The 17,147-nt window shown below is 63.5% G+C and carries 13 protein-coding genes; 6 read left to right on the top strand and 7 right to left on the bottom strand.

Features of this window, described 5'->3' with window-relative positions:
* Nucleotides 1-9 precede the first annotated feature (9 nt).
* Genes PRZ01_RS05580 through PRZ01_RS05550 form a run of 7 tightly spaced genes read right to left on the bottom strand, consistent with a single transcriptional unit; the run spans nt 10 to nt 9,666 of the window.
* Nucleotides 10-945 carry a VOC family protein gene (locus tag PRZ01_RS05580; RefSeq protein ID WP_273595777.1) on the bottom strand — a complete coding sequence of 312 codons (936 nt, stop codon included), beginning with the start codon at nt 943-945 and terminating at the stop codon, nt 10-12.
* Between the two features lie 29 nt (nt 946-974).
* A complete protein-coding gene (locus PRZ01_RS05575; RefSeq protein ID WP_273595776.1) occupies nt 975-2,135 on the bottom strand; it encodes an alpha/beta hydrolase family protein in 1,161 nt (386 codons plus the stop codon).
* Between the two features lie 34 nt (nt 2,136-2,169).
* Nucleotides 2,170-3,150: an MBL fold metallo-hydrolase gene (locus tag PRZ01_RS05570; protein WP_273595775.1), complete on the bottom strand. Its 981-nt coding sequence runs from the start codon at nt 3,148-3,150 to the stop codon at nt 2,170-2,172.
* An 11-nt stretch (nt 3,151-3,161) separates the two neighbouring features.
* Entirely contained in the window at nt 3,162-5,558 is a 2,397-nt protein-coding gene (locus tag PRZ01_RS05565; protein ID WP_409993811.1) for an efflux RND transporter permease subunit, read from the bottom strand.
* A 9-nt stretch (nt 5,559-5,567) separates the two neighbouring features.
* Nucleotides 5,568-6,632 (bottom strand): WD40/YVTN/BNR-like repeat-containing protein, encoded by a 1,065-nt coding sequence (locus PRZ01_RS05560; RefSeq protein ID WP_273595773.1) that lies wholly within the window; start codon nt 6,630-6,632, stop codon nt 5,568-5,570.
* Nucleotides 6,629-7,984, bottom strand: coding sequence for a DUF1329 domain-containing protein (locus PRZ01_RS05555; RefSeq protein ID WP_273595772.1), 1,356 nt, complete (start codon nt 7,982-7,984; stop codon nt 6,629-6,631). The genes PRZ01_RS05560 and PRZ01_RS05555 overlap by 4 nt, the downstream gene beginning before the upstream one ends.
* 14 nt (nt 7,985-7,998) lie before the next feature.
* On the bottom strand, nt 7,999-9,666 hold the full coding sequence (locus PRZ01_RS05550; RefSeq protein WP_273595771.1) for a DUF1302 domain-containing protein: 1,668 nt from the start codon (nt 9,664-9,666) through the stop codon (nt 7,999-8,001).
* 541 nt (nt 9,667-10,207) lie between these two features.
* Between PRZ01_RS05550 and PRZ01_RS05545 the strand changes: the two genes are divergently transcribed.
* The 6 genes from PRZ01_RS05545 (at nt 10,208) to PRZ01_RS05520 (ending at nt 17,145) form a co-directional block, all read left to right on the top strand.
* Nucleotides 10,208-11,170 (top strand): LysR family transcriptional regulator, encoded by a 963-nt coding sequence (locus PRZ01_RS05545; protein ID WP_273595770.1) that lies wholly within the window; start codon nt 10,208-10,210, stop codon nt 11,168-11,170.
* Between the two features lie 551 nt (nt 11,171-11,721).
* The gene (gene kdpF, locus PRZ01_RS05540) at nt 11,722-11,811 is read left to right on the top strand and encodes a K(+)-transporting ATPase subunit F (RefSeq protein ID WP_273595769.1); all 90 of its coding nucleotides are present in this window, start codon (nt 11,722-11,724) and stop codon (nt 11,809-11,811) included.
* 1 nt (nt 11,812) lies between these two features.
* Nucleotides 11,813-13,591: a potassium-transporting ATPase subunit KdpA gene (gene kdpA, locus PRZ01_RS05535; RefSeq protein WP_273595768.1), complete on the top strand. Its 1,779-nt coding sequence runs from the start codon at nt 11,813-11,815 to the stop codon at nt 13,589-13,591.
* A gap of 1 nt (nt 13,592) precedes the next feature.
* The gene (kdpB, locus tag PRZ01_RS05530; protein ID WP_273595767.1) at nt 13,593-15,683 is read left to right on the top strand and encodes a potassium-transporting ATPase subunit KdpB; all 2,091 of its coding nucleotides are present in this window, start codon (nt 13,593-13,595) and stop codon (nt 15,681-15,683) included.
* Between the two features lie 15 nt (nt 15,684-15,698).
* Nucleotides 15,699-16,271 (top strand): potassium-transporting ATPase subunit KdpC, encoded by a 573-nt coding sequence (gene kdpC / locus PRZ01_RS05525; protein ID WP_273595766.1) that lies wholly within the window; start codon nt 15,699-15,701, stop codon nt 16,269-16,271.
* A 58-nt stretch (nt 16,272-16,329) separates the two neighbouring features.
* Nucleotides 16,330-17,145 (top strand): TorF family putative porin, encoded by an 816-nt coding sequence (locus tag PRZ01_RS05520; RefSeq protein WP_273595765.1) that lies wholly within the window; start codon nt 16,330-16,332, stop codon nt 17,143-17,145.
* Nucleotides 17,146-17,147: the final 2 nt, after the last annotated feature.

Below are 17,147 nucleotides of genomic sequence, written 5' to 3'. Positions count from 1 at the left end.
CGCACGCGATCAAGGCTGGGCTGCTGCGCCGGGTGGCGGGCCGCCGGGCGCCCACTTCTCGCGGTGCGTGAACAAAAACAACTGCGAGGCGTCGGGGCCGATCGGTGCCATGCGAGCCACCCAGCTCTCATCGTGCTGGTCCATGTCGGCGTCGTACTCCACGTGGCAGCCGAGCGGGCTGTTGAAGTACCAGAACCAGTTCGACCCCATGCGGTGCCGACCCGGTCCCCAGAATGACTCGTAGCCCTTGGCGACGAAACGCGAACCGGCTTGCATCAAGGCGGTAGGCCCGGCCATGTGGAAGGTGAAGTGCTCAACGCCCTTCATGAACGGCGGTGTCTGAATCAGGAACAAGGTGTGGTGATCCTGCGTGCCGCGCGGCTGCAGGAAGGGCCCTGCACCGCCGAGCCGGTCGGTGATGCGAAAGCCCAAGCGCTCGATGTAGAAGGCGGTCGCCTTCGCCTCGTCGGGCACAAAATAAACCACGTGCGACAGCGTCAACGGCAGGCTCGGGGCCTGATCATCGACGGCGACCACGTTGACCGGACGCTGCGGCGGTGAGCCCGGAGCATTCAACTTCTCCACTTGCGGCCCGAGCGGGCGGCGCACGGTGACTTGGAAGGCCAGCGCGAAGCCCATGTCGTCGACGCACCGCAGAACGCCGCCGCTGCGCGTCACTTCGCGGTCACGCCCCAGCTCCGTCGCAATGGCATCCAGGGTGGCCTCGTCGGCCACGCCATAGACGGTTTCGCGCAGCATGCTGGCGGTACCCATCGACGCGGGCAGGCTCGGGTCGTCTTTGGCCCGAAGGACGACGGCGGTTCCGTCCACGGCTTCGAATCTGCCGTTGCCGACGTCGGCCAGGCCATAGTCCATCAGGTATTGGCTGCAGGCAGGCAAGTTATCGACGCCAAAGACAAGGGCGTCGGGTCCAATGATTTTCATTCTCTTTTCTCCTCAGGAAATCAGTGCAATCAGGCCGCCGTGCGGCCACCCAGCGTCTCGGCCACCCAATCAGCGATGTAGTGGCCGGCGTTGATGCTGTTGTCGAAGCTGGAGTGCTGGACGCCGCCCTCCCGCTCGGTGAATACCTTCAACTCGCGCTTCGGGCTGTTCACCAGTTGCTCGTAGGTGCGGTGCGCCCACTTGAGCGGGATCTGTGAGTCTTTCTCCCCGTGTGTCACCAGGAAGGGCACGCGGATCTTTTCAACCACGCCGTCGAGATGAACGTTCTCCGCGATGCGCATGAAGTCGTCCATGTCCTGGGCTCCCCAGACCCAGCGCACGTGCGCCCAGTAATGCGGGACGGGGAAGTTGCCTTCCTTCTCCAAGCGGCGCTTCTGCACATCGCGCCAATCATGGTTGGCTCCCCAGATGACGCCACAGGCGAATCGCGGCTCCATCGCCACGGCGCGCGGACAGTAGTAACCGCCGAGTGACACGCCTTCCATCCCGATGCGCTTCGGATCGACGTCGGCGCGCTGCTCCAGCCAATCAACGACGCGGCTGGCCCAGTGCTCGCTGTCGTAGCGGGCCGTGAGGCCATGCAGCCGCAGCGCCTCGCCGGTCCCCGGCTGGTCGATGACCAGCGACGACACCCCGCGGCGAGCCAACCACATCGGCAGGCCGACCCGGTACTTCATCTCTTTGGTCGAATCCAGTCCATTCACTTGCACGAGGATTGGCGCACGCCCGCTCACGCCCTCGGCACGGACATACAGGCCAGAGATCAGCTTGCCTTCGTAAGGAATCTCCACCCGCTCACAGTTCTCGCCCGAGAGTTTGACGCCCTTGGCGAACACATCGAGGAAGCGCTGATACAAGGCCACACGGCCCGCGGCGCCATGGGCCTGCAAACGTTCGCAGGTCAGAAAGTACGTCGCCGCGCGGTTGTACTTCTCGCCGGCCGACAGCAGCCGGCCATGGGCCTCGTCCTCCTCGGCCAGCGCGCAGAGCTTGTCGGCCATTGCCGCCCATGTCGCACGAAAAGCCTGCGTGCCCGCGGCGTCGGGTGCCTTGGACGCCTCCAACAGGGGCGCGCACATGGCCTCAACTTCGCCCATCCTGGCACCCATTTCGATCGCCAGGTCTACCGAGAGATTCCAGGGGTAGTTGGTCGGAAAATACTTGAACATCTTGCTGATCCTTGTTGTTGTAGGGGGTATGGCCTCAGAACACCATGAGGTCCTTGGCCGCGATGACGGGGCCGTCGTAGTGCTGCTTGACGCCGTCCACGTAAGCCTCGTCCGGATCGGCATCCCGACCCGGGGCGAAGTGCGTCAGGACGACCTTTTTGACTTTGGCTCCGCGCGCCAGGCGCCCAATGTCTTCAGGCGTCGTATGGTCTTCTTCCATGTGGCGCATCAGACCTTCGAACAGCCCCGGCGGCGCCTTGCCGGGCTGCGATGCCATGAACTTCTGCAGGCTGTCGGCCATCAACGGCAGGCTGATCACCTCGTGGACGAGCAGGTCCGCATCGCGCGCGAACTCGGTCAGGACGGGGCACTTGCCGGTATCGCCGCTGAACACCACCACCCGGTCGGGTGTCTGGAAGCGGTAGGCGTAAGAAGCGTCGTGAATCGCCTCTGCCGCGGCGTTCGAATCGAAGTGGTAGTGGCAGTTTTCCACCGCAGACACAGTCACCAGATCGTCTTTGTAGATCACACCACCACGGATGTCGTGGGCACGAAATAGATCGGCAGGACGCTGGGCGATGCGTGCGTCGGCGCTTCGGATGCGTGCGTTCGGCTCGAAATATTGAAGGTAGCCCTTCAACATGCCCTCCGTGCCTGCGGGACCGTAGACGTGGATCTCGCTGCGGCGTCCGGTACTCCACTGCAGCCCCATCAGCGTGCCCCAGTCGGCGTTGTGATCGTCATGGTTGTGCGTGATGAATATGCGATCAACGCGGCGGTAGTCCAGACCCGCACGGCGAAGCTGGCCGACCACGCCGTTGCCCGAATCGACCAGATAGATCCGGCCCTGCACCACCACCGCATTTGCGGGCTGCGCTCTGGCGCCGACGGGCAAGGGTCCGCCCTGCGTGCCCAGCGTGATCACACGGGTTCCGGGGGCGGGGCTGGGTGCCTGCTGGCCATGCGACAGCGTGGTGACCAGCCAAGCTGCAAAAAAACAAAGAATTCGCTTCATGACCATGTGACTCAGTTGGGAATGGCCGCCAGTGCGAGCGAGTCAGCCTCGACCACTCGGACGGGGGCCGGACGCAGCAGGAAGTGCGCGAGCGCCGGCAGCAGGACCAGCGCGCCGAGCATGTTCCAAAGGAACATGAAGGCCAGCAACAGGCCCATGTCAGCCTGAAACTTGATGGGGCTGGCCACCCAGGTGACCACGCCAATGGCCAGCGTGATGCCGGTCAACATGACGACCTTGCCGGTGAACAACAGCGCGCGGTAATAGGACTCGGAGAGGCTTTTCCCCTCCCGCAACGAGGCGAGCGTCACTGACAGGATGTACAGCGCGTAGTCAACACCGATGCCCACGCCCAAGGCAATCACCGGCAAGGTAGCCACCTTCACGCCCATGCCCAAGGCCACCATCAACGCCTCGGCCAACACGGAGGTCAACACCAGCGGCAAAACGGCGACAAGCACGGCGCGCCACGACCGAAAGGTCACGAAGCACAACAGCACGACAGCCGCGTAGACCATCAACAGCATCGTGTGCCACGCCTGCCGCACGACAATGTTGGTGGCCGCCTCAATGCCCGCTGAACCTGCGGCGAGGACAAAGCGCGCGCGCTCGTCATCATTGGCCTTGGCGAACGCCTCAACGTGAGCGACGACACGGCTGAGCGTGTCTGCCTTGTGGTCGGCAAGGTAGACATAAATCGTCAACATGCTGCACGCGTCGTTGTAGAGCCCTCGCGGTGCTCCGGCGGTGACGGTGTTGAGCATGTCCTGGTTGGGCAGAAACTCGTACCACTTCGGGTTGCCCTCGTTGAGGCCCGACAACACGCGTCGATTCAGCAGCGAAAGCGTGTTGGTCGACTCCACGCCTTCAAACTGGCGAAGCTGCCATTCGAGCGCGTCGACTTTGTTCAAGGCCTCGTAGTTGGAACAGCGACCGGGCGGTGTCTCCACCATCACGGCCAGCACATCGCTGCTGGCACCATAGCTGCGGTTCAGAAAGGCCACGTCGCGGTTGTAGCGGCTGTCAGGCCGCAGCTCGGGCGCGCCGGGGTCCAGGTCGCCGATCTTGAGCTGTGTGCTGACGGCATAACCGCCCGCCCCCAGTACGACCGCGATCACCACCGCCGCCGTCGCCCAGCGCCGCTGTGTGAAGCGGTCGAGCCAGGACCACAGCGGATGACTCACGCCGACCTGCTCCGATCGCAGGCTGCGCTGCGCCGCGCTGGCGTCCACGCCACTGAAGCTGAGCAGGATGGGCAGCAGGATCAGGTTAGTGAAGATCAGCACGGCAACGCCCATTGAGGCGGCGATCGCCAGCTCGCGGATCACCCCGATGTCGATGACCAGCAACACCGCAAAGCCAACGGCATCGGCGAGCAACGCGGTCAACCCGGCCAGGAACAGGCGCCGGAAGGTAAAGCGTGCCGCCACCAGCTTGGGCAGGCCGCGCCCGATGTCTTGCATGATGCCGTTCATCTTCTGGGCGCCGTGGCTCATGCCGATGGCGAACACGAGAAAGGGCACAAGGATCGAATACGGGTCGATCGCAATGCCCAGCAGCGGCAGCAGTCCGAGTTGCCAAACCACGGCGATCAGCGAGGCCAACACGACCAGCCCCGTCGACCGGGCGCAGCGCGTGTACCAACCGACAGCGGCCGTGCAAATCAACACCGCCAAGGCAAAAAACAGCAGCACGGCGCGCACGCCATCGATCAGATCACCGACGATCTTGGCAAAGCCCGCGATGTGAACCCGCACGCCTTCCGCCTCGTACTTGGCGCGCAGCGTCTCGAGCTTCGTCGATAGGTTCGCGTAGTCCAGAGGACGGCCCTCACCGTCGCGCTCAAGCAGCGGCAAATAGATCACGGTCGAGCGAGCGTCCCCCGCCACCAGTTGGCCGACCTCGCCACTGCGTGCGATGTTCGCCGCCAAGCGCTGCAGGCTGGCCGGCGAACCGTCGTAGCCGTCCGGGATCACGGGGCCGCCTTCGAGGCCTTCCTCGGTGACGCCGACCCAACGGGTCGATGGCGTCCACAGCGACTTCATCCGCGGGCGGTCCACACCCGGCAGCAGAAAGGCTTCATCGTTCAAGCGACGAAGGGTGTCGAGGTATTGCGCGTTGTAGATATCGCCGTCAGGCCGCTCGACCGCGATGCGAACAGCATTGCCGAGCCCTGTGAGGTCAGACTGCACCTTCAAGAAGTTGGCGATGTACGGATGGCGGGTCGGGATCGTCTTCTCGAAGCTGGCGTTGAGTTGCAGTCGCGTCGCCTGCCAACCCAGCAGCAGCGTTGCCAATGCGCAGAAGAACACGACCACCAGCCGGTGGTTGAACAGAGCACGCTCCACCAATGAGCCCGAGCGGGCGTCGAAGGGATGGGTGGGCGCCATAGAGGGGGTTGACTTCATCATCGGGTCTCAGTGGCGAATCGCAGGTATCAGGACGGGTCCGGCCATGCCTAGCGCCCACAGTCGCTGGTCACCGTCTGTGGCCAGGCCGGCCAGTGGCGGCAGGGGTTGAGGGTTGAGCGGCTGCAAAGACTGCGCGCCAACACGCAGGACAAAGCCCGCTTGATTGGCCAACAGCACGGCACCATCTGGCAGGCGCTTTGAGGCGGTCACCGCAGCGGGGATGGGGTTGGAGAGCTGCTGCCAGGTGGCGCCCGCATCCGCAGTGCGCCAGACGTTCCCGCGCAAGCCGGCCACCAGCCATTCGGTGGCCGAGCGCATCTCTGCCGTAAACCAGCTGCCCTTGTAGGGGGCGCTGACCGCCTTGAAGGTCAGGCCTTCATCCTCCGACTGCAACAGCAGGCCCTGCTCGCCGGCCAACAGCAGGTGATTGCCCTGGCGTCGCGCGGCATACAGATGCAGGCCACGCGGGTTGGGCAGCCGCCCCATCCACGACTGCCAAGTGCGCCCGCCATCTGCGGTGTGAAAGGCCAGACCATAGGCACCGACCACCAACATGTGCCGCGCATCCCAGGCCAGCACGTCCAACAAAGGTTTGTCCGGGCCATCAGCAACCAAACGCTCCGCGTCCCTGATGCGTGCAGGGTCACCGGCTGCCTTGGCGTCGTCAAGCGCGATCTGAGAGAGGCGCCGGCCGTCGAGCTTGAGCTGCCAGGTCTGCCCCCCATCCAGCGTCGTCAGCACGGTGCCGGCATGCCCGACGGCCACGCCGTCGCGCGCGTCGACAAATTGCACCGCAGTCAACGTCACGCTGGTGGGGCTCGGTTGCTGGTGCCAGGCGCCCTCACCTCGTTCGCGCGTTGCGATCACCCCGCGCTCGCCAACGGCGACCAGACGCCCACCGGCATCGGCGGCCGCCAGGTAGACGGCATGCGCGGGGTCCCGCAGTTGCAGCGCCGGACGCTCCCAAGCCGAACCGATCCGGCCCGCCGACGTCTGCGCGGCGGCGCCGAACGTCATGGCGGACAGCACGGCCAGCAAGCAAACCGCGTGTCGCTTGACAGTCCATCTCATCGCACGCCCTGTGCGGCCAAGCCGTCGCCGGTGAACAAACTGGTGGGCCAGGGCTTGGTCGCGCGATGGTGATAAGCCTTGTCGTTCAGGACGTTGGAGACATAGGCTTGCCCGGAGAGCAGGTCGTAGTAGCCAAACGTCTGCTGCACCGTGCCCGGGAAGTCTGGCATGACGTAGTTGAAGGACCAGAAGGTCTTCCACAGCTGGTTGTTGGCATCCCAGCGGTCACCGAGCATGGCCTGCCAAGTGTCCTCATCCAGGTAATAGACCCCCTTGGGCGCTTGATGGCGCTTGCCCGGCAGCAGGTTGGCCTGAACCACCCAGACACGGTGCAACTCCCAGCGCACATGGTCGGGATTCAGGTGCTGGCTTTTGATGATGTCAGCGTCAGGCGCCTGCAGGAAGCGGTTCTCGTTGTAGGGGACCAAGATCTCCTTCTTGCCCAAGATCTTCCAGTCAAACAGATCGGTACGGCCCGAGAAGACACTCAGTTCGTCGAAGGACATCAGGCCCGCGGACGCCGGCGTCGGTGTGTCACAACAGGCATTGGGAAGCTTGCGCACGCGACGCTGCCCGGTGAGGTAGACATAGGAGATGGACTTGTCCTCATCCACATGCTGTCGGCCGACGATCATCTCGCCCGCGCGGATCGGGGGACCGATGTTCAACAGATTCACCTCCCACGTATAGCCCTCAAACTTCTCGGGAGAGCCGTCCTCCAGGTAGTAAGGCATGCGCTGACGGATCTGTCCGTCCGTCGTCAACACGACCTTGCCGTTGGCCGTGATTTGGTATTGGTTGAACAGTGCCTCCCACGCGGTGCCGCGCCAGGCCAGCTTGTGGTTCCACATCGCCTCGATGCCGGACTTCGGGACCGGGAACGGAATACCGCCATAGGCGCCCTGCAACGTATGGCCGTCCAACTTGGCCCGGAGCGCATTCTTGGCGGTGTTGTCATAGACCCATTGCGGGGCCACGGCGGTCCGGTGCGTCGGGTAAACGTCAATGCGGTAACTGTCCGGATACTTTTTCAGCATCGCCTTGACACCGTCGGTGAGCTTGTCGGCGTACTGGTCCATGTTCTTCGCCGTCACGGAGTACAGCAGCTTCTCCGCTTTGAAGGGGTCGCCGCGTCGCCCTCCAGGCTTGTCACCCGGGATCGGGGACGCGTAGCCGCCAGTCCATGCCGGAATGCTGCCGTCCTTGTTGCCCGCCTTCTCCGCACCCAGCGGAGTGAGATCGGTTTTCAGGTGATTGGCCTCTTCTGCGGTGACCCCGGCGTGTGCTGATGCCGAAAGGGCCAAGATGATTGCCGCCGCAATGGCGGTTGATTGAATGTGGTGCAGGCTCATGAACAGACTCCGGATCAGAAGGTGGTGCGCAGCGAGATGGAGACGAAGTCCCGGTCCTTCAGGGCCTGCAAGAACTGCGCATTGCTGTTGTTGTCGAGCGTCGAGCCCTCCTTGCCGAGGTAGTGCACGACGTTGAAGTTCAGGTACCAGTTGGCGAGATAAGCGCCCGCGAGACCGACATTGACGTCGCCGCCGTTGTCGGGGCTGAAGCCGTTGCCCACGGCGGACGAGCGGCCCCAGCCGTAACCCACACCGACGGTCGGGGTCAGGTCCCAGCCAGGCAATGCCTGGCGATAGGTGGGCGAGAAAGTCATCCGCGTCGCCGTGGCTGAGCGCGTGGCGTTCGGGTTCAGCATCCCCTCGTTCTTCGTGACTCGGACGCGTTCGTTCCAGGCGATCTCGCCAACGAAGCTCGCCTCACGCGCAATGAAACTCGGACCAAAACTGGCAATCCAAGAGAAGTTAAGGTGCGCTGTGTCGCCGACGGCGTAGCCTGGGTTGTCTTGGTTATCCAGCCCGGTGTTGACGTGAATGGTCGACAGGATCGATTGACCCGCGCTGGACAGTGGCGCATTGCGGCGATAGGACGCCTCGCCGGCCAGCCCCCACTCCCCGACCGCCTTTGAGAAGCTCACACCGTAGGCCTGGATGCCCTCGGCATAGGCCCACTGGTAGCTGCTGGCAGAGAGCGCGGGCGGCAAGCCTGTGAGGGTCGTATAGATATTGCTGGGCGTCGTCGCGTGATAGCGGATGGCATAGAAGCCGAAGTCCGTCTCAACTGCATCGGCGCGCCAGCGCAACTGCACCCCGCCCTGGCCACTGTTGCGGGGTCGAATGTCGCCCGCAAAGTTGAAAACACCGGTGGAACCTGCATTGATGCGCTCGGCCCCGTCGCCCAGCGCGTCAGACCCGGACAGGTAGGCACCGACGGGCATCATGCGCGTCTTTTCCCACTCGTAGCCGAGGTAAGCGCCCAACGACACCGAATCCGTCAATTGCAACTGAGTGGACAGCTTGCCGGTCGGGCGCGCAATTTCCTTGAACTGCGCGTTGGGAACGGAGAGCAACTTCACCAAGTCCAGCGGGGCCATGCCGCCCGCAATACCGTTGGCGCCAAAGAACAGACTTTCGCCCCACAACACCGTGTGGCGCCCCAGGCGGACGGTGCCGGTCCGGTCGCCCACCGTGAAGTTGCCGAAGACGAACGCATCAAGGAACTCCGCCTTGCGCCCCATGACCTTGCGGGTCGCCTCGGTAAACTCGTTGGCGGGCGTATGGTTCGCCGTCCTCGAAGTGTTGTCGTTCGACCGGTTGTAGACACTGTCGTACCAGGCAGCGCCGCTAACGCGGAATCCGAAGTTCTGGTAACTGGCGTCCAACTCGCTCAGCAAGTCCAGTCGACTGGACACCCAGCCCTTGTCGAAATTATTGTCACCGTCGTCTTGGTTGATGTTGTTGGGGCCAACAATGCCCGTCGGGCCAAACGCGGTCGTGGACAGGCCTTCTGAGCGCGAATTCAGGCGCAGCGCCGCGCTGTACTTGACGGTGTTGTCCCAGCGCAGCTTGAAATCAGGATGGCCGGTGTCGAAATCCATCGCCAGCGCCGGAGCCATGGTCATGGCGGCGGCCATCGGGATGCATGCCAGTCGCGGAATGTCCCGGAATGAATGTCTTGTCTTCATAGTCTCCTCACGTTGTGGTCTGATTGATTCGAGTGAACTCAGGTGCCGTGTTCGACCCTGGCCGCCGGTTGTCTTGCGGGCGTCGCAAGACCGGCCCGGGCCACTGCCTGCAAGTCCCGTCGCTCGGCAGGGGTGGCGATCACGCAGGTCTGCGGCGCACGGTCAGCGCGTCGCGGTAGGCGCAGCCGGGCCGAACGCCTGCGTCGACCCGCTCCAGGGTCGACCGATCTCAGCGCATGCTCGGTGCGACGGCGGCTTGCGCCAAAGCACAGGCGCCACCCGCATCAGGGTCGGACGGCCCCCTGCGCCACCAGCGATGGCAACGCGGCAAATAGGAACCACCCACTCAGGCCTCACGGCTTGGCGGAGGAATTTCGGGCAAAGCAATACCCTTCGACTGGTTCTTGACCATTCGTTGTCTCCAATATGTATGTTTTTTCGGGTTAGCGAGAGCTTACGAACTCTCGTCATTAATGAAAAATGACTTCGATGGATGCCACGTTTAGATGGCATCTAACAATCGAGGGTTCTCCCGGTAAAAATGAAGTTCAATCGCCTGGATCTGAACCTGCTGGTCGCGCTAGACGCGCTGCTCACCCATCAAAGCATCAGTCGCGCGGCCGAGCGGCTGAATCTGACCCCTTCAGCGCTCAGCAGCGCACTCTCGCGGCTGCGGGAATATTTCGACGATGAACTCCTTGTGCAGGTCGGTCGGAAGATGGAGCCGACCCCGCGGGCTCAAGGACTGCACGACGCAGTCCGGGACGTCCTGGTGCGCATCGACAGCACGATCGCCATTCAGCCCCAGTTCGACCCGGCTTCGACCGATCGCACCTTCAGGATCTTCGTCTCCGACTATTCACAGATGGTGGTGATCCCGCACCTGCTCACGCTGGCCGCTGAACAGCGTTGCTCGGCCCGGTTCGAGTTCCTGCCTCAGGTGTCGAATCCGCAGCGCAGTCTTGAGCGCGGCGAGGCGGACTTGCTCATCATTCCGCGCGGATTCATGTCTCCGGACCATCCGGAGGAGCTCTTGTACGAGGAGGGCTTCCTCTGCACGGTCTGGCAAAACAGCGAACTCGCCAAGGGCGAGCTCACATACGATCGCTACCTCGCATCGGGGCATATCGTCATGCAGCCACCTGGCGGTGCGGGGGAGTCATTCGAAACGTGGTTCATCAAGCGCTACGGCGTCGCGCGCAAGGTTGCCATCACGACCTACAGCTTCACAGCACTGCCCATGCTGGTTCAGGGTACCGAGTACATCGCCACGGTCCATGCCCGACTCGCCCGCCTGTTTGCAAGCACCTTTCCATTGGCGCTCAAGGCACCACCCATTCCGATCGAGCACATGCAACAGGCCGTGCAATGGCATCGGTATCGCACCCAGGATCCCGGCTTGGCTTGGTTGAGGCAGTTGCTGAAGCAAGCGGTGCTGCGCATGGACGACGAGGACGCCCGCCGTGCCTCAACCGTCGACGGAATGACGCGCCAAGTGACATGATTCATGCAGATGGGCGATGCATGCTGCGCTAAATTCTCCATGGGGATGACAGCGATCCAGAACACCCTCTCATGGCGCCCGGGTAGATGGGGGTGGTCAAGATGACGACGACTCCATCGGCAACGAAGAACTTACTTCATTGCACCAGTAGACATCTGGAGGGCTACCGGTATGGCCAAAACCTTGACCGCGAAGGCGTAAACGCGACGCCGGCTGATCCGCGACGGTAGGCCACTTGGCGAATCATGTCCTCTATGGCAGCAGGTCGGCGGTGTATCGACTTCATGCCTGCCGGGTGGCAGAAGAACGCGCTAGCTCTGACGTCACCCTCCGCGGGCAATGCGCCGCGCACGATCCGTCTTTACGGAATCTTGATACCGCCCAGCCTACCTTCTACATGGCCTTGATGCCCTGAAACCTAAGCTCCATCCATCGAATTTCTCATCAACGAGGACTGCAATGGATTGGATTTTCTTAGGCTCCGGCCTGGCGCTGTTCGGCCTCGGCGTGGGTCTGGCGGCCTTCAGCCACAGGCTGGCAGGGAGCAAGCCATGAGCGCGCTGTACTGGGTCTGTGGCTTGGTGTCCGCCGGGCTGTTTGTCTATCTGCTTTACGCGATGTTCCGCGCCGAGGAGTTCTGACATGAACAATCTCGGGTGGCTCAATCTCGGCCTCTTCATGACGGTTTTGCTGCTGGCCGCCTGGCCGTTGGCCCGTTGGTTGCATCGCGTAGCGGACGGCCGCCTGCCGCGCTGGACGCAAGCAGTTGAAGGCGGCCTCTACAAGCTCGCCGGCGTCAGACCGGACGAGGGCATGCACTGGAAGCGCTACGCGCTGGCGCTGCTGCTGTTCAACTTCATCGGCGTGCTGGTCGTCTACGCCTTGCAGCGCTTCCAGTCCTCGCTGCCGCTGAACCCGCAGGGCATGGCCGACATCACGCCTGATTCGGCTTTCAACACGGCGATCAGTTTCGTCTCTAACACCAACTGGCAAGGCTACGGCGGCGAGAGCGCCATGAGTTATCTGACCCAGATGCTTGCGCTGACGGTGCAAAACTTTCTCTCGGCCGCCACCGGCATCGTCGTGGTGTTCGCGCTGATTCGTGGCTTCGCCGGAAAACTACAGACCCACATCGGCAACTTCTGGGCCGACCTGACCCGCGTCACCCTGTGGGTGCTGCTGCCGCTGTGCTTCGTGTTTGCAATCTTTCTGGTCGGCCAGGGGGTGATTCAGAACTTCGATGGCTACAAGAACGCCACGACGCTGGAGGTCACGGCCTACCAGACGCCCAGGCTCGATGCAGCCGGACAGCCGCTGAAGGACGACAAGGGTCAGATCATCATGGAAGACGCCCAGACCGACGTCCAGCAACTCGCCATGGGGCCGGTCGCCTCGCAGGAAGCGATCAAGATGCTGGGCACCAATGGCGGCGGCTTCTTCAACGCCAACTCGGCTCATCCTTATGAGAACCCGACGCCACTGGCCAACTTCGCGCAGATGCTGGCCATCTTCCTGATTCCGGCGGCGCTGTGCTTCATGTTCGGCCGCATGGTCGGCGACCAACGCCAAGGCGTGGCCATCCTGGCAGCGATGACACTCATCTTCATCGTCGGCGTGGTGGCAGCCACCAGCGCTGAGCAGGCGGGCAACCCCGCACTGCATGCGCTCGGTGTCGACGCCACGGCCGGCAATATGGAAGGCAAGGAGACGCGCTTCGGCATCAACGCCAGCAGCCTCTTTGCAGTCATCACGACGGCAGCCTCCTGCGGTGCGGTCAATGCCATGCACGATTCACTGACACCGGTCGGCGGCATGGTCACGCTGGTGATGATGCAGCTGGGCGAAGTGGTATTCGGCGGCGTCGGCACGGGTCTGTACGGCATGCTGGTGTTTGCCATGCTGGCAGTCTTCATCGCCGGCCTGATGATTGGTCGCACGCCCGAATACCTGGGCAAGAAGATCGAGGCCTTCGAGATGAAGATGGTGGCCATCGCCATCCTCGTCACGCCGGTCATCGTGCTGGTCGGTACGGCCATCGCCGTGCAGGCGGCGGGCGGCAAGGCGGGTATCGCCAATCCGGGCGCCCATGGTTTCTCTGAAATCCTCTATGCCCTGACCTCGGCCGGCAACAACAACGGCTCGGCCTTCGCCGGCCTGTCGGCCAATACACCTTTCTACAACACCCTGCTGGGCATCGTGATGTGGCTGGGCCGCTTCGGCGTCATCGTGCCGGTGCTGGCCATGGCCGGGAGCTTGGGCGCCAAGAAGCGCACGCCGCAGACGGCTGGCTCCATGCCCACTCACGGCCCGCTGTTCATCGTTCTGCTGATCGGCACCGTGCTGCTGGTCGGTCTCTTGAACTACGTCCCCGCCCTGGCCCTGGGGCCGATGGTGGAACACCTGATGCTGTGGGGAGCTTGATATGACTGCAAACCTTCAAACCAAACTGAGCTTCCTAGATCCCCAACTCGTCAAGCCGGCCATCAAGGCCTCCTTCGAAAAGTTGGACCCGCGTATCCAGTGGCGCAACCCGGTGATGTTCGTCGTCTACGTCGGCAGCATCCTGACCAGCGGCCTGTGGGCTGCGAGCCTGCACGATCCGGCCGTGGCCGGCACCGAGGGCTCCGCCTTCATGCTGGGCATCTCGCTGTGGCTGTGGTTCACCGTGCTGTTTGCCAACTTCGCGGAGGCACTTGCCGAAGGCCGCAGCAAGGCTCAAGCCGCCTCGCTGCGTGGCCTGAAGGCCCGCACCTGGGCCAAGAAGCTGCACGAGCCCAAGCACGGGTCCCAGTGGCACTCGTTGCAATCGGACGAGCTCCGCAAGGGCGCCGTCGTGCTGGTCGAGGCCGGCGACATGATTCCGCTGGACGGCGAGGTCATCGAAGGCGTGGCCTCGGTGGACGAGAGCGCCATCACCGGTGAGTCGGCCCCGGTCATCCGCGAATCGGGCGGCGACTTCTCTTCGGTCACCGGCGGCACCCGCGTGCTGTCGGACTGGCTGGTCGTGCGCATCGGCGTCAACCCCGGCGAGTCCTTCCTCGACCGCATGATTGCCATGGTCGAAGGCGCCAAGCGTCAGAAGACGCCCAACGAGATTGCGCTGACGATCCTGCTGGTGGCGCTGACCATGGTGTTCCTGGTCGTCACCGTGACCCTGCTGCCGTACTCGGTCTTCAGCGTCGAAGCGGCCGGTGCAGGCACAGTCGTGTCGATCACCGCGCTCATCTCCCTGCTGGTCTGCCTGATTCCCACCACCATCGGCGGCCTGCTCTCGGCCATCGGCGTGGCTGGCATGAGCCGGATGATGCAAGCCAATGTGATCGCCACCTCGGGCCGCGCGGTGGAAGCCGCCGGCGACGTGGACGTACTGATGCTGGACAAGACCGGCACCATCACGCTGGGCAACCGCCAGGCCAGCGCCTTCGTGCCGGCCCCCGGCGTCGGCGAGCAGCAACTAGCCGACGCGGCGCAACTGGCTTCGCTGGCGGATGAGACACCGGAAGGCCGCAGCATCGTGGTGCTGGCCAAGACCAAGTTCGGCATCCGCGAGCGCGAACTCACCGGCATGGATGCACACTTCGTGCCCTTCACCGCGCAGACCCGCATGAGCGGCGTGGACCTGAACGGTGGCACCCGACAGGTTCGCAAGGGCGCGGGTGACGCCATTCGCCGCCACGTAGAAGCGCTGGGCGGCAAGTTCCCGAGCGAGGTGAGCCACGCTGTCGATGAAATTGCCCGCCGCGGCAGCACGCCGCTGGTGGTGGCGGACGGTGCCCGAGTGCTTGGGGCCGTCGAGCTCAAGGACATCGTCAAGGGCGGCATCAAGGAGCGCTTTGCCGAGCTGCGCCGCATGGGCATCAAGACGGTAATGATTACCGGCGACAACAAGCTCACGGCTGCGGCCATCGCCGCCGAGGCTGGAGTGGACGACTTTCTCGCCGAAGCCACTCCCGAGGCCAAGCTCAAGCTGATTCGTGACTATCAGGGAGAGGGCCGCCTGGTGGCCATGACCGGAGACGGCACTAACGACGCCCCCGCGCTGGCCCAGGCCGACGTGGCCGTGGCGATGAACACCGGCACCCAGGCCGCCAAGGAGGCCGGCAATATGGTCGACCTGGACTCCAACCCGACCAAGCTGCTGGAAGTCGTCGAGACGGGAAAACAGCTCCTGATGACCCGCGGGTCGCTGACGACCTTCTCCATCGCCAACGATGTGGCCAAGTATTTCGCCATCATTCCGGCCATGTTCGTCGGCGTGTATCCACAACTCGCCGCGCTGAATGTGATGGGTCTGCATAGCCCCAGTTCGGCCATCCTGTCGGCAGTCATCTTCAACGCACTCATCATCGTGGCCCTCATTCCGCTGGCGCTCAAGGGCGTGCCCTACCGGGCCATCGGTGCCAGCGCGCTGCTGCGGCGCAACCTTGCCATCTACGGCTTGGGCGGACTGATCGTCCCCTTCATCGGCATCAAGGTCATCGACATGACCCTGGTCGCTGCTCACCTCATCTGAAAGATTGGCCTGGCCATGAAAACACTCCTTCGTCCGGCACTCGTCATCTTCACCCTGCTCAGCGCCATCACCGGTCTGCTGTACCCATTGGCCGTCACCGGCGCCGCCCAAGGCCTGTTCCCGCAGCAGGCCGCCGGCAGCCTGATAGCGCGCGACGGCAAACTGCTCGGCTCGGCGCTGATCGGCCAAAGCTTCACCTCTCCCAAGTATTTCTGGGGCCGTCCTTCGGCCACGGGACCGATGGCCAACAACGCCGCCGGCTCCAGCGGGTCCAACCAGGGGCCGCTGAACCCGGCTCTGGTAGATGCGGTCAAGGCCCGCATCGAGGCCCTGCACGCGGCCGATCCCGGCAATACCGCGACCGTGCCGGCCGACCTCGTCACAGCTTCGGCCAGTGGCCTGGACCCGCATATCTCGCCCGAGGCTGCCCGCTACCAGGCCGGCCATGTGGCTCGCGAGCGCGGCCTCCAGGTCGCCGATGTGCAAGCCCTGATCGCAACCCATACCGAAGGCCGCGACTGGGCCATCTTCGGCGAGCCGCGCGTCAACGTGCTGAAGCTGAACCTGGCGCTCGACCAGCGACGCTGAACCCTAGAACTCAATCCCAGGTCTGGCCGATCCCCGGCTGGGCCGCTGACATACAACCATGAAAACAAAACCCACCCTGATTCTTATCGCCGCCGCCACCCTGTTGACCGGCACGGCTCGCGCCGCAGACACCACGCCGGAGCACACGCTGACCGGAAACCTCGGCCTCAGCAGCGACTACCGCTTCCGCGGCATCAGCCAGACCTACAAACTGCCTGCCATACAGGGCGGCCTCGACGACATCCACAGCAGCGGCGCCTACCTCGGGACCTGGTTGTCCAACGTCTCTGGTAACAGCTACAACAATGGCGCCGGCCTCGAAGTGGACCTCTACGGCGGCTACAAATTCGCGCTGTCGCAAGACATGACCCTGGACCTCGGTGCCTTGGCCTATGTCTACCCCGGAGCCAGGCTGAATAGCGCACCCGGCGTGGCCACGAATGAGAAGTACACCAGCGTCGACCTGTATGCCGACCTGAGCGTCGGGCCCTTCAGCGCCAAGCTGTCCATTGCAGCCAGCGACTACTTCGGCCTCAACAGCCAGACATCTGGCTACGCATACTTCAGCAGCCTACCCGCACGAGGCGGTTCCAAGGGCAGTGCCTATCTGGACCTGAACTACAACATCGACCTGGGCGACGGCCTGACGCTAGGAACGCATCTGGGACACCTCGCGGTGAAGCACTATGACGAGTTGTCCTACAGCGACTTCAAGCTTGCGCTGTCCAAGGAAACTCACGGTCTGACTCTCACAGGTGCCCTGGTTGGCACCAATGCCAAGCGCGACTTCTACCAAGTCGCCAATGCGGCCGGCCAGAACGCTAAGCGCGTCGGAGACACGGGCCTTGTCCTGTGCATCCGCAAGACCTTCTGAGC

It is taken from the genome of Roseateles koreensis (assembly GCF_028595305.1).
Classification (GTDB): Bacteria; Pseudomonadota; Gammaproteobacteria; order Burkholderiales; family Burkholderiaceae_C; genus Paucibacter_A; species Paucibacter_A koreensis.
This window is presented reverse-complemented; position numbering and strand designations above follow the sequence as displayed.

What these genes read in the sequence shown, in the direction of transcription:
- PRZ01_RS05580 (WP_273595777.1), bottom strand. Translation starts at nt 945, where the DNA reads ATGAAAATCATTGGACCCGACGCCCTTGTCTTTGGCGTCGATAACTTG.
- PRZ01_RS05575 (WP_273595776.1), bottom strand. Translation starts at nt 2,135, where the DNA reads ATGTTCAAGTATTTTCCGACCAACTACCCCTGGAATCTCTCGGTAGAC.
- PRZ01_RS05570 (WP_273595775.1), bottom strand. Translation starts at nt 3,150, where the DNA reads ATGAAGCGAATTCTTTGTTTTTTTGCAGCTTGGCTGGTCACCACGCTG.
- PRZ01_RS05565 (WP_409993811.1), bottom strand. Translation starts at nt 5,558, where the DNA reads ATGAAGTCAACCCCCTCTATGGCGCCCACCCATCCCTTCGACGCCCGC.
- PRZ01_RS05560 (WP_273595773.1), bottom strand. Translation starts at nt 6,632, where the DNA reads ATGAGATGGACTGTCAAGCGACACGCGGTTTGCTTGCTGGCCGTGCTG.
- PRZ01_RS05555 (WP_273595772.1), bottom strand. Translation starts at nt 7,984, where the DNA reads ATGAGCCTGCACCACATTCAATCAACCGCCATTGCGGCGGCAATCATC.
- PRZ01_RS05550 (WP_273595771.1), bottom strand. Translation starts at nt 9,666, where the DNA reads ATGAAGACAAGACATTCATTCCGGGACATTCCGCGACTGGCATGCATC.
- PRZ01_RS05545 (WP_273595770.1), top strand. Translation starts at nt 10,208, where the DNA reads ATGAAGTTCAATCGCCTGGATCTGAACCTGCTGGTCGCGCTAGACGCG.
- kdpF (WP_273595769.1), top strand. Translation starts at nt 11,722, where the DNA reads ATGAGCGCGCTGTACTGGGTCTGTGGCTTGGTGTCCGCCGGGCTGTTT.
- kdpA (WP_273595768.1), top strand. Translation starts at nt 11,813, where the DNA reads ATGAACAATCTCGGGTGGCTCAATCTCGGCCTCTTCATGACGGTTTTG.
- kdpB (WP_273595767.1), top strand. Translation starts at nt 13,593, where the DNA reads ATGACTGCAAACCTTCAAACCAAACTGAGCTTCCTAGATCCCCAACTC.
- kdpC (WP_273595766.1), top strand. Translation starts at nt 15,699, where the DNA reads ATGAAAACACTCCTTCGTCCGGCACTCGTCATCTTCACCCTGCTCAGC.
- PRZ01_RS05520 (WP_273595765.1), top strand. Translation starts at nt 16,330, where the DNA reads ATGAAAACAAAACCCACCCTGATTCTTATCGCCGCCGCCACCCTGTTG.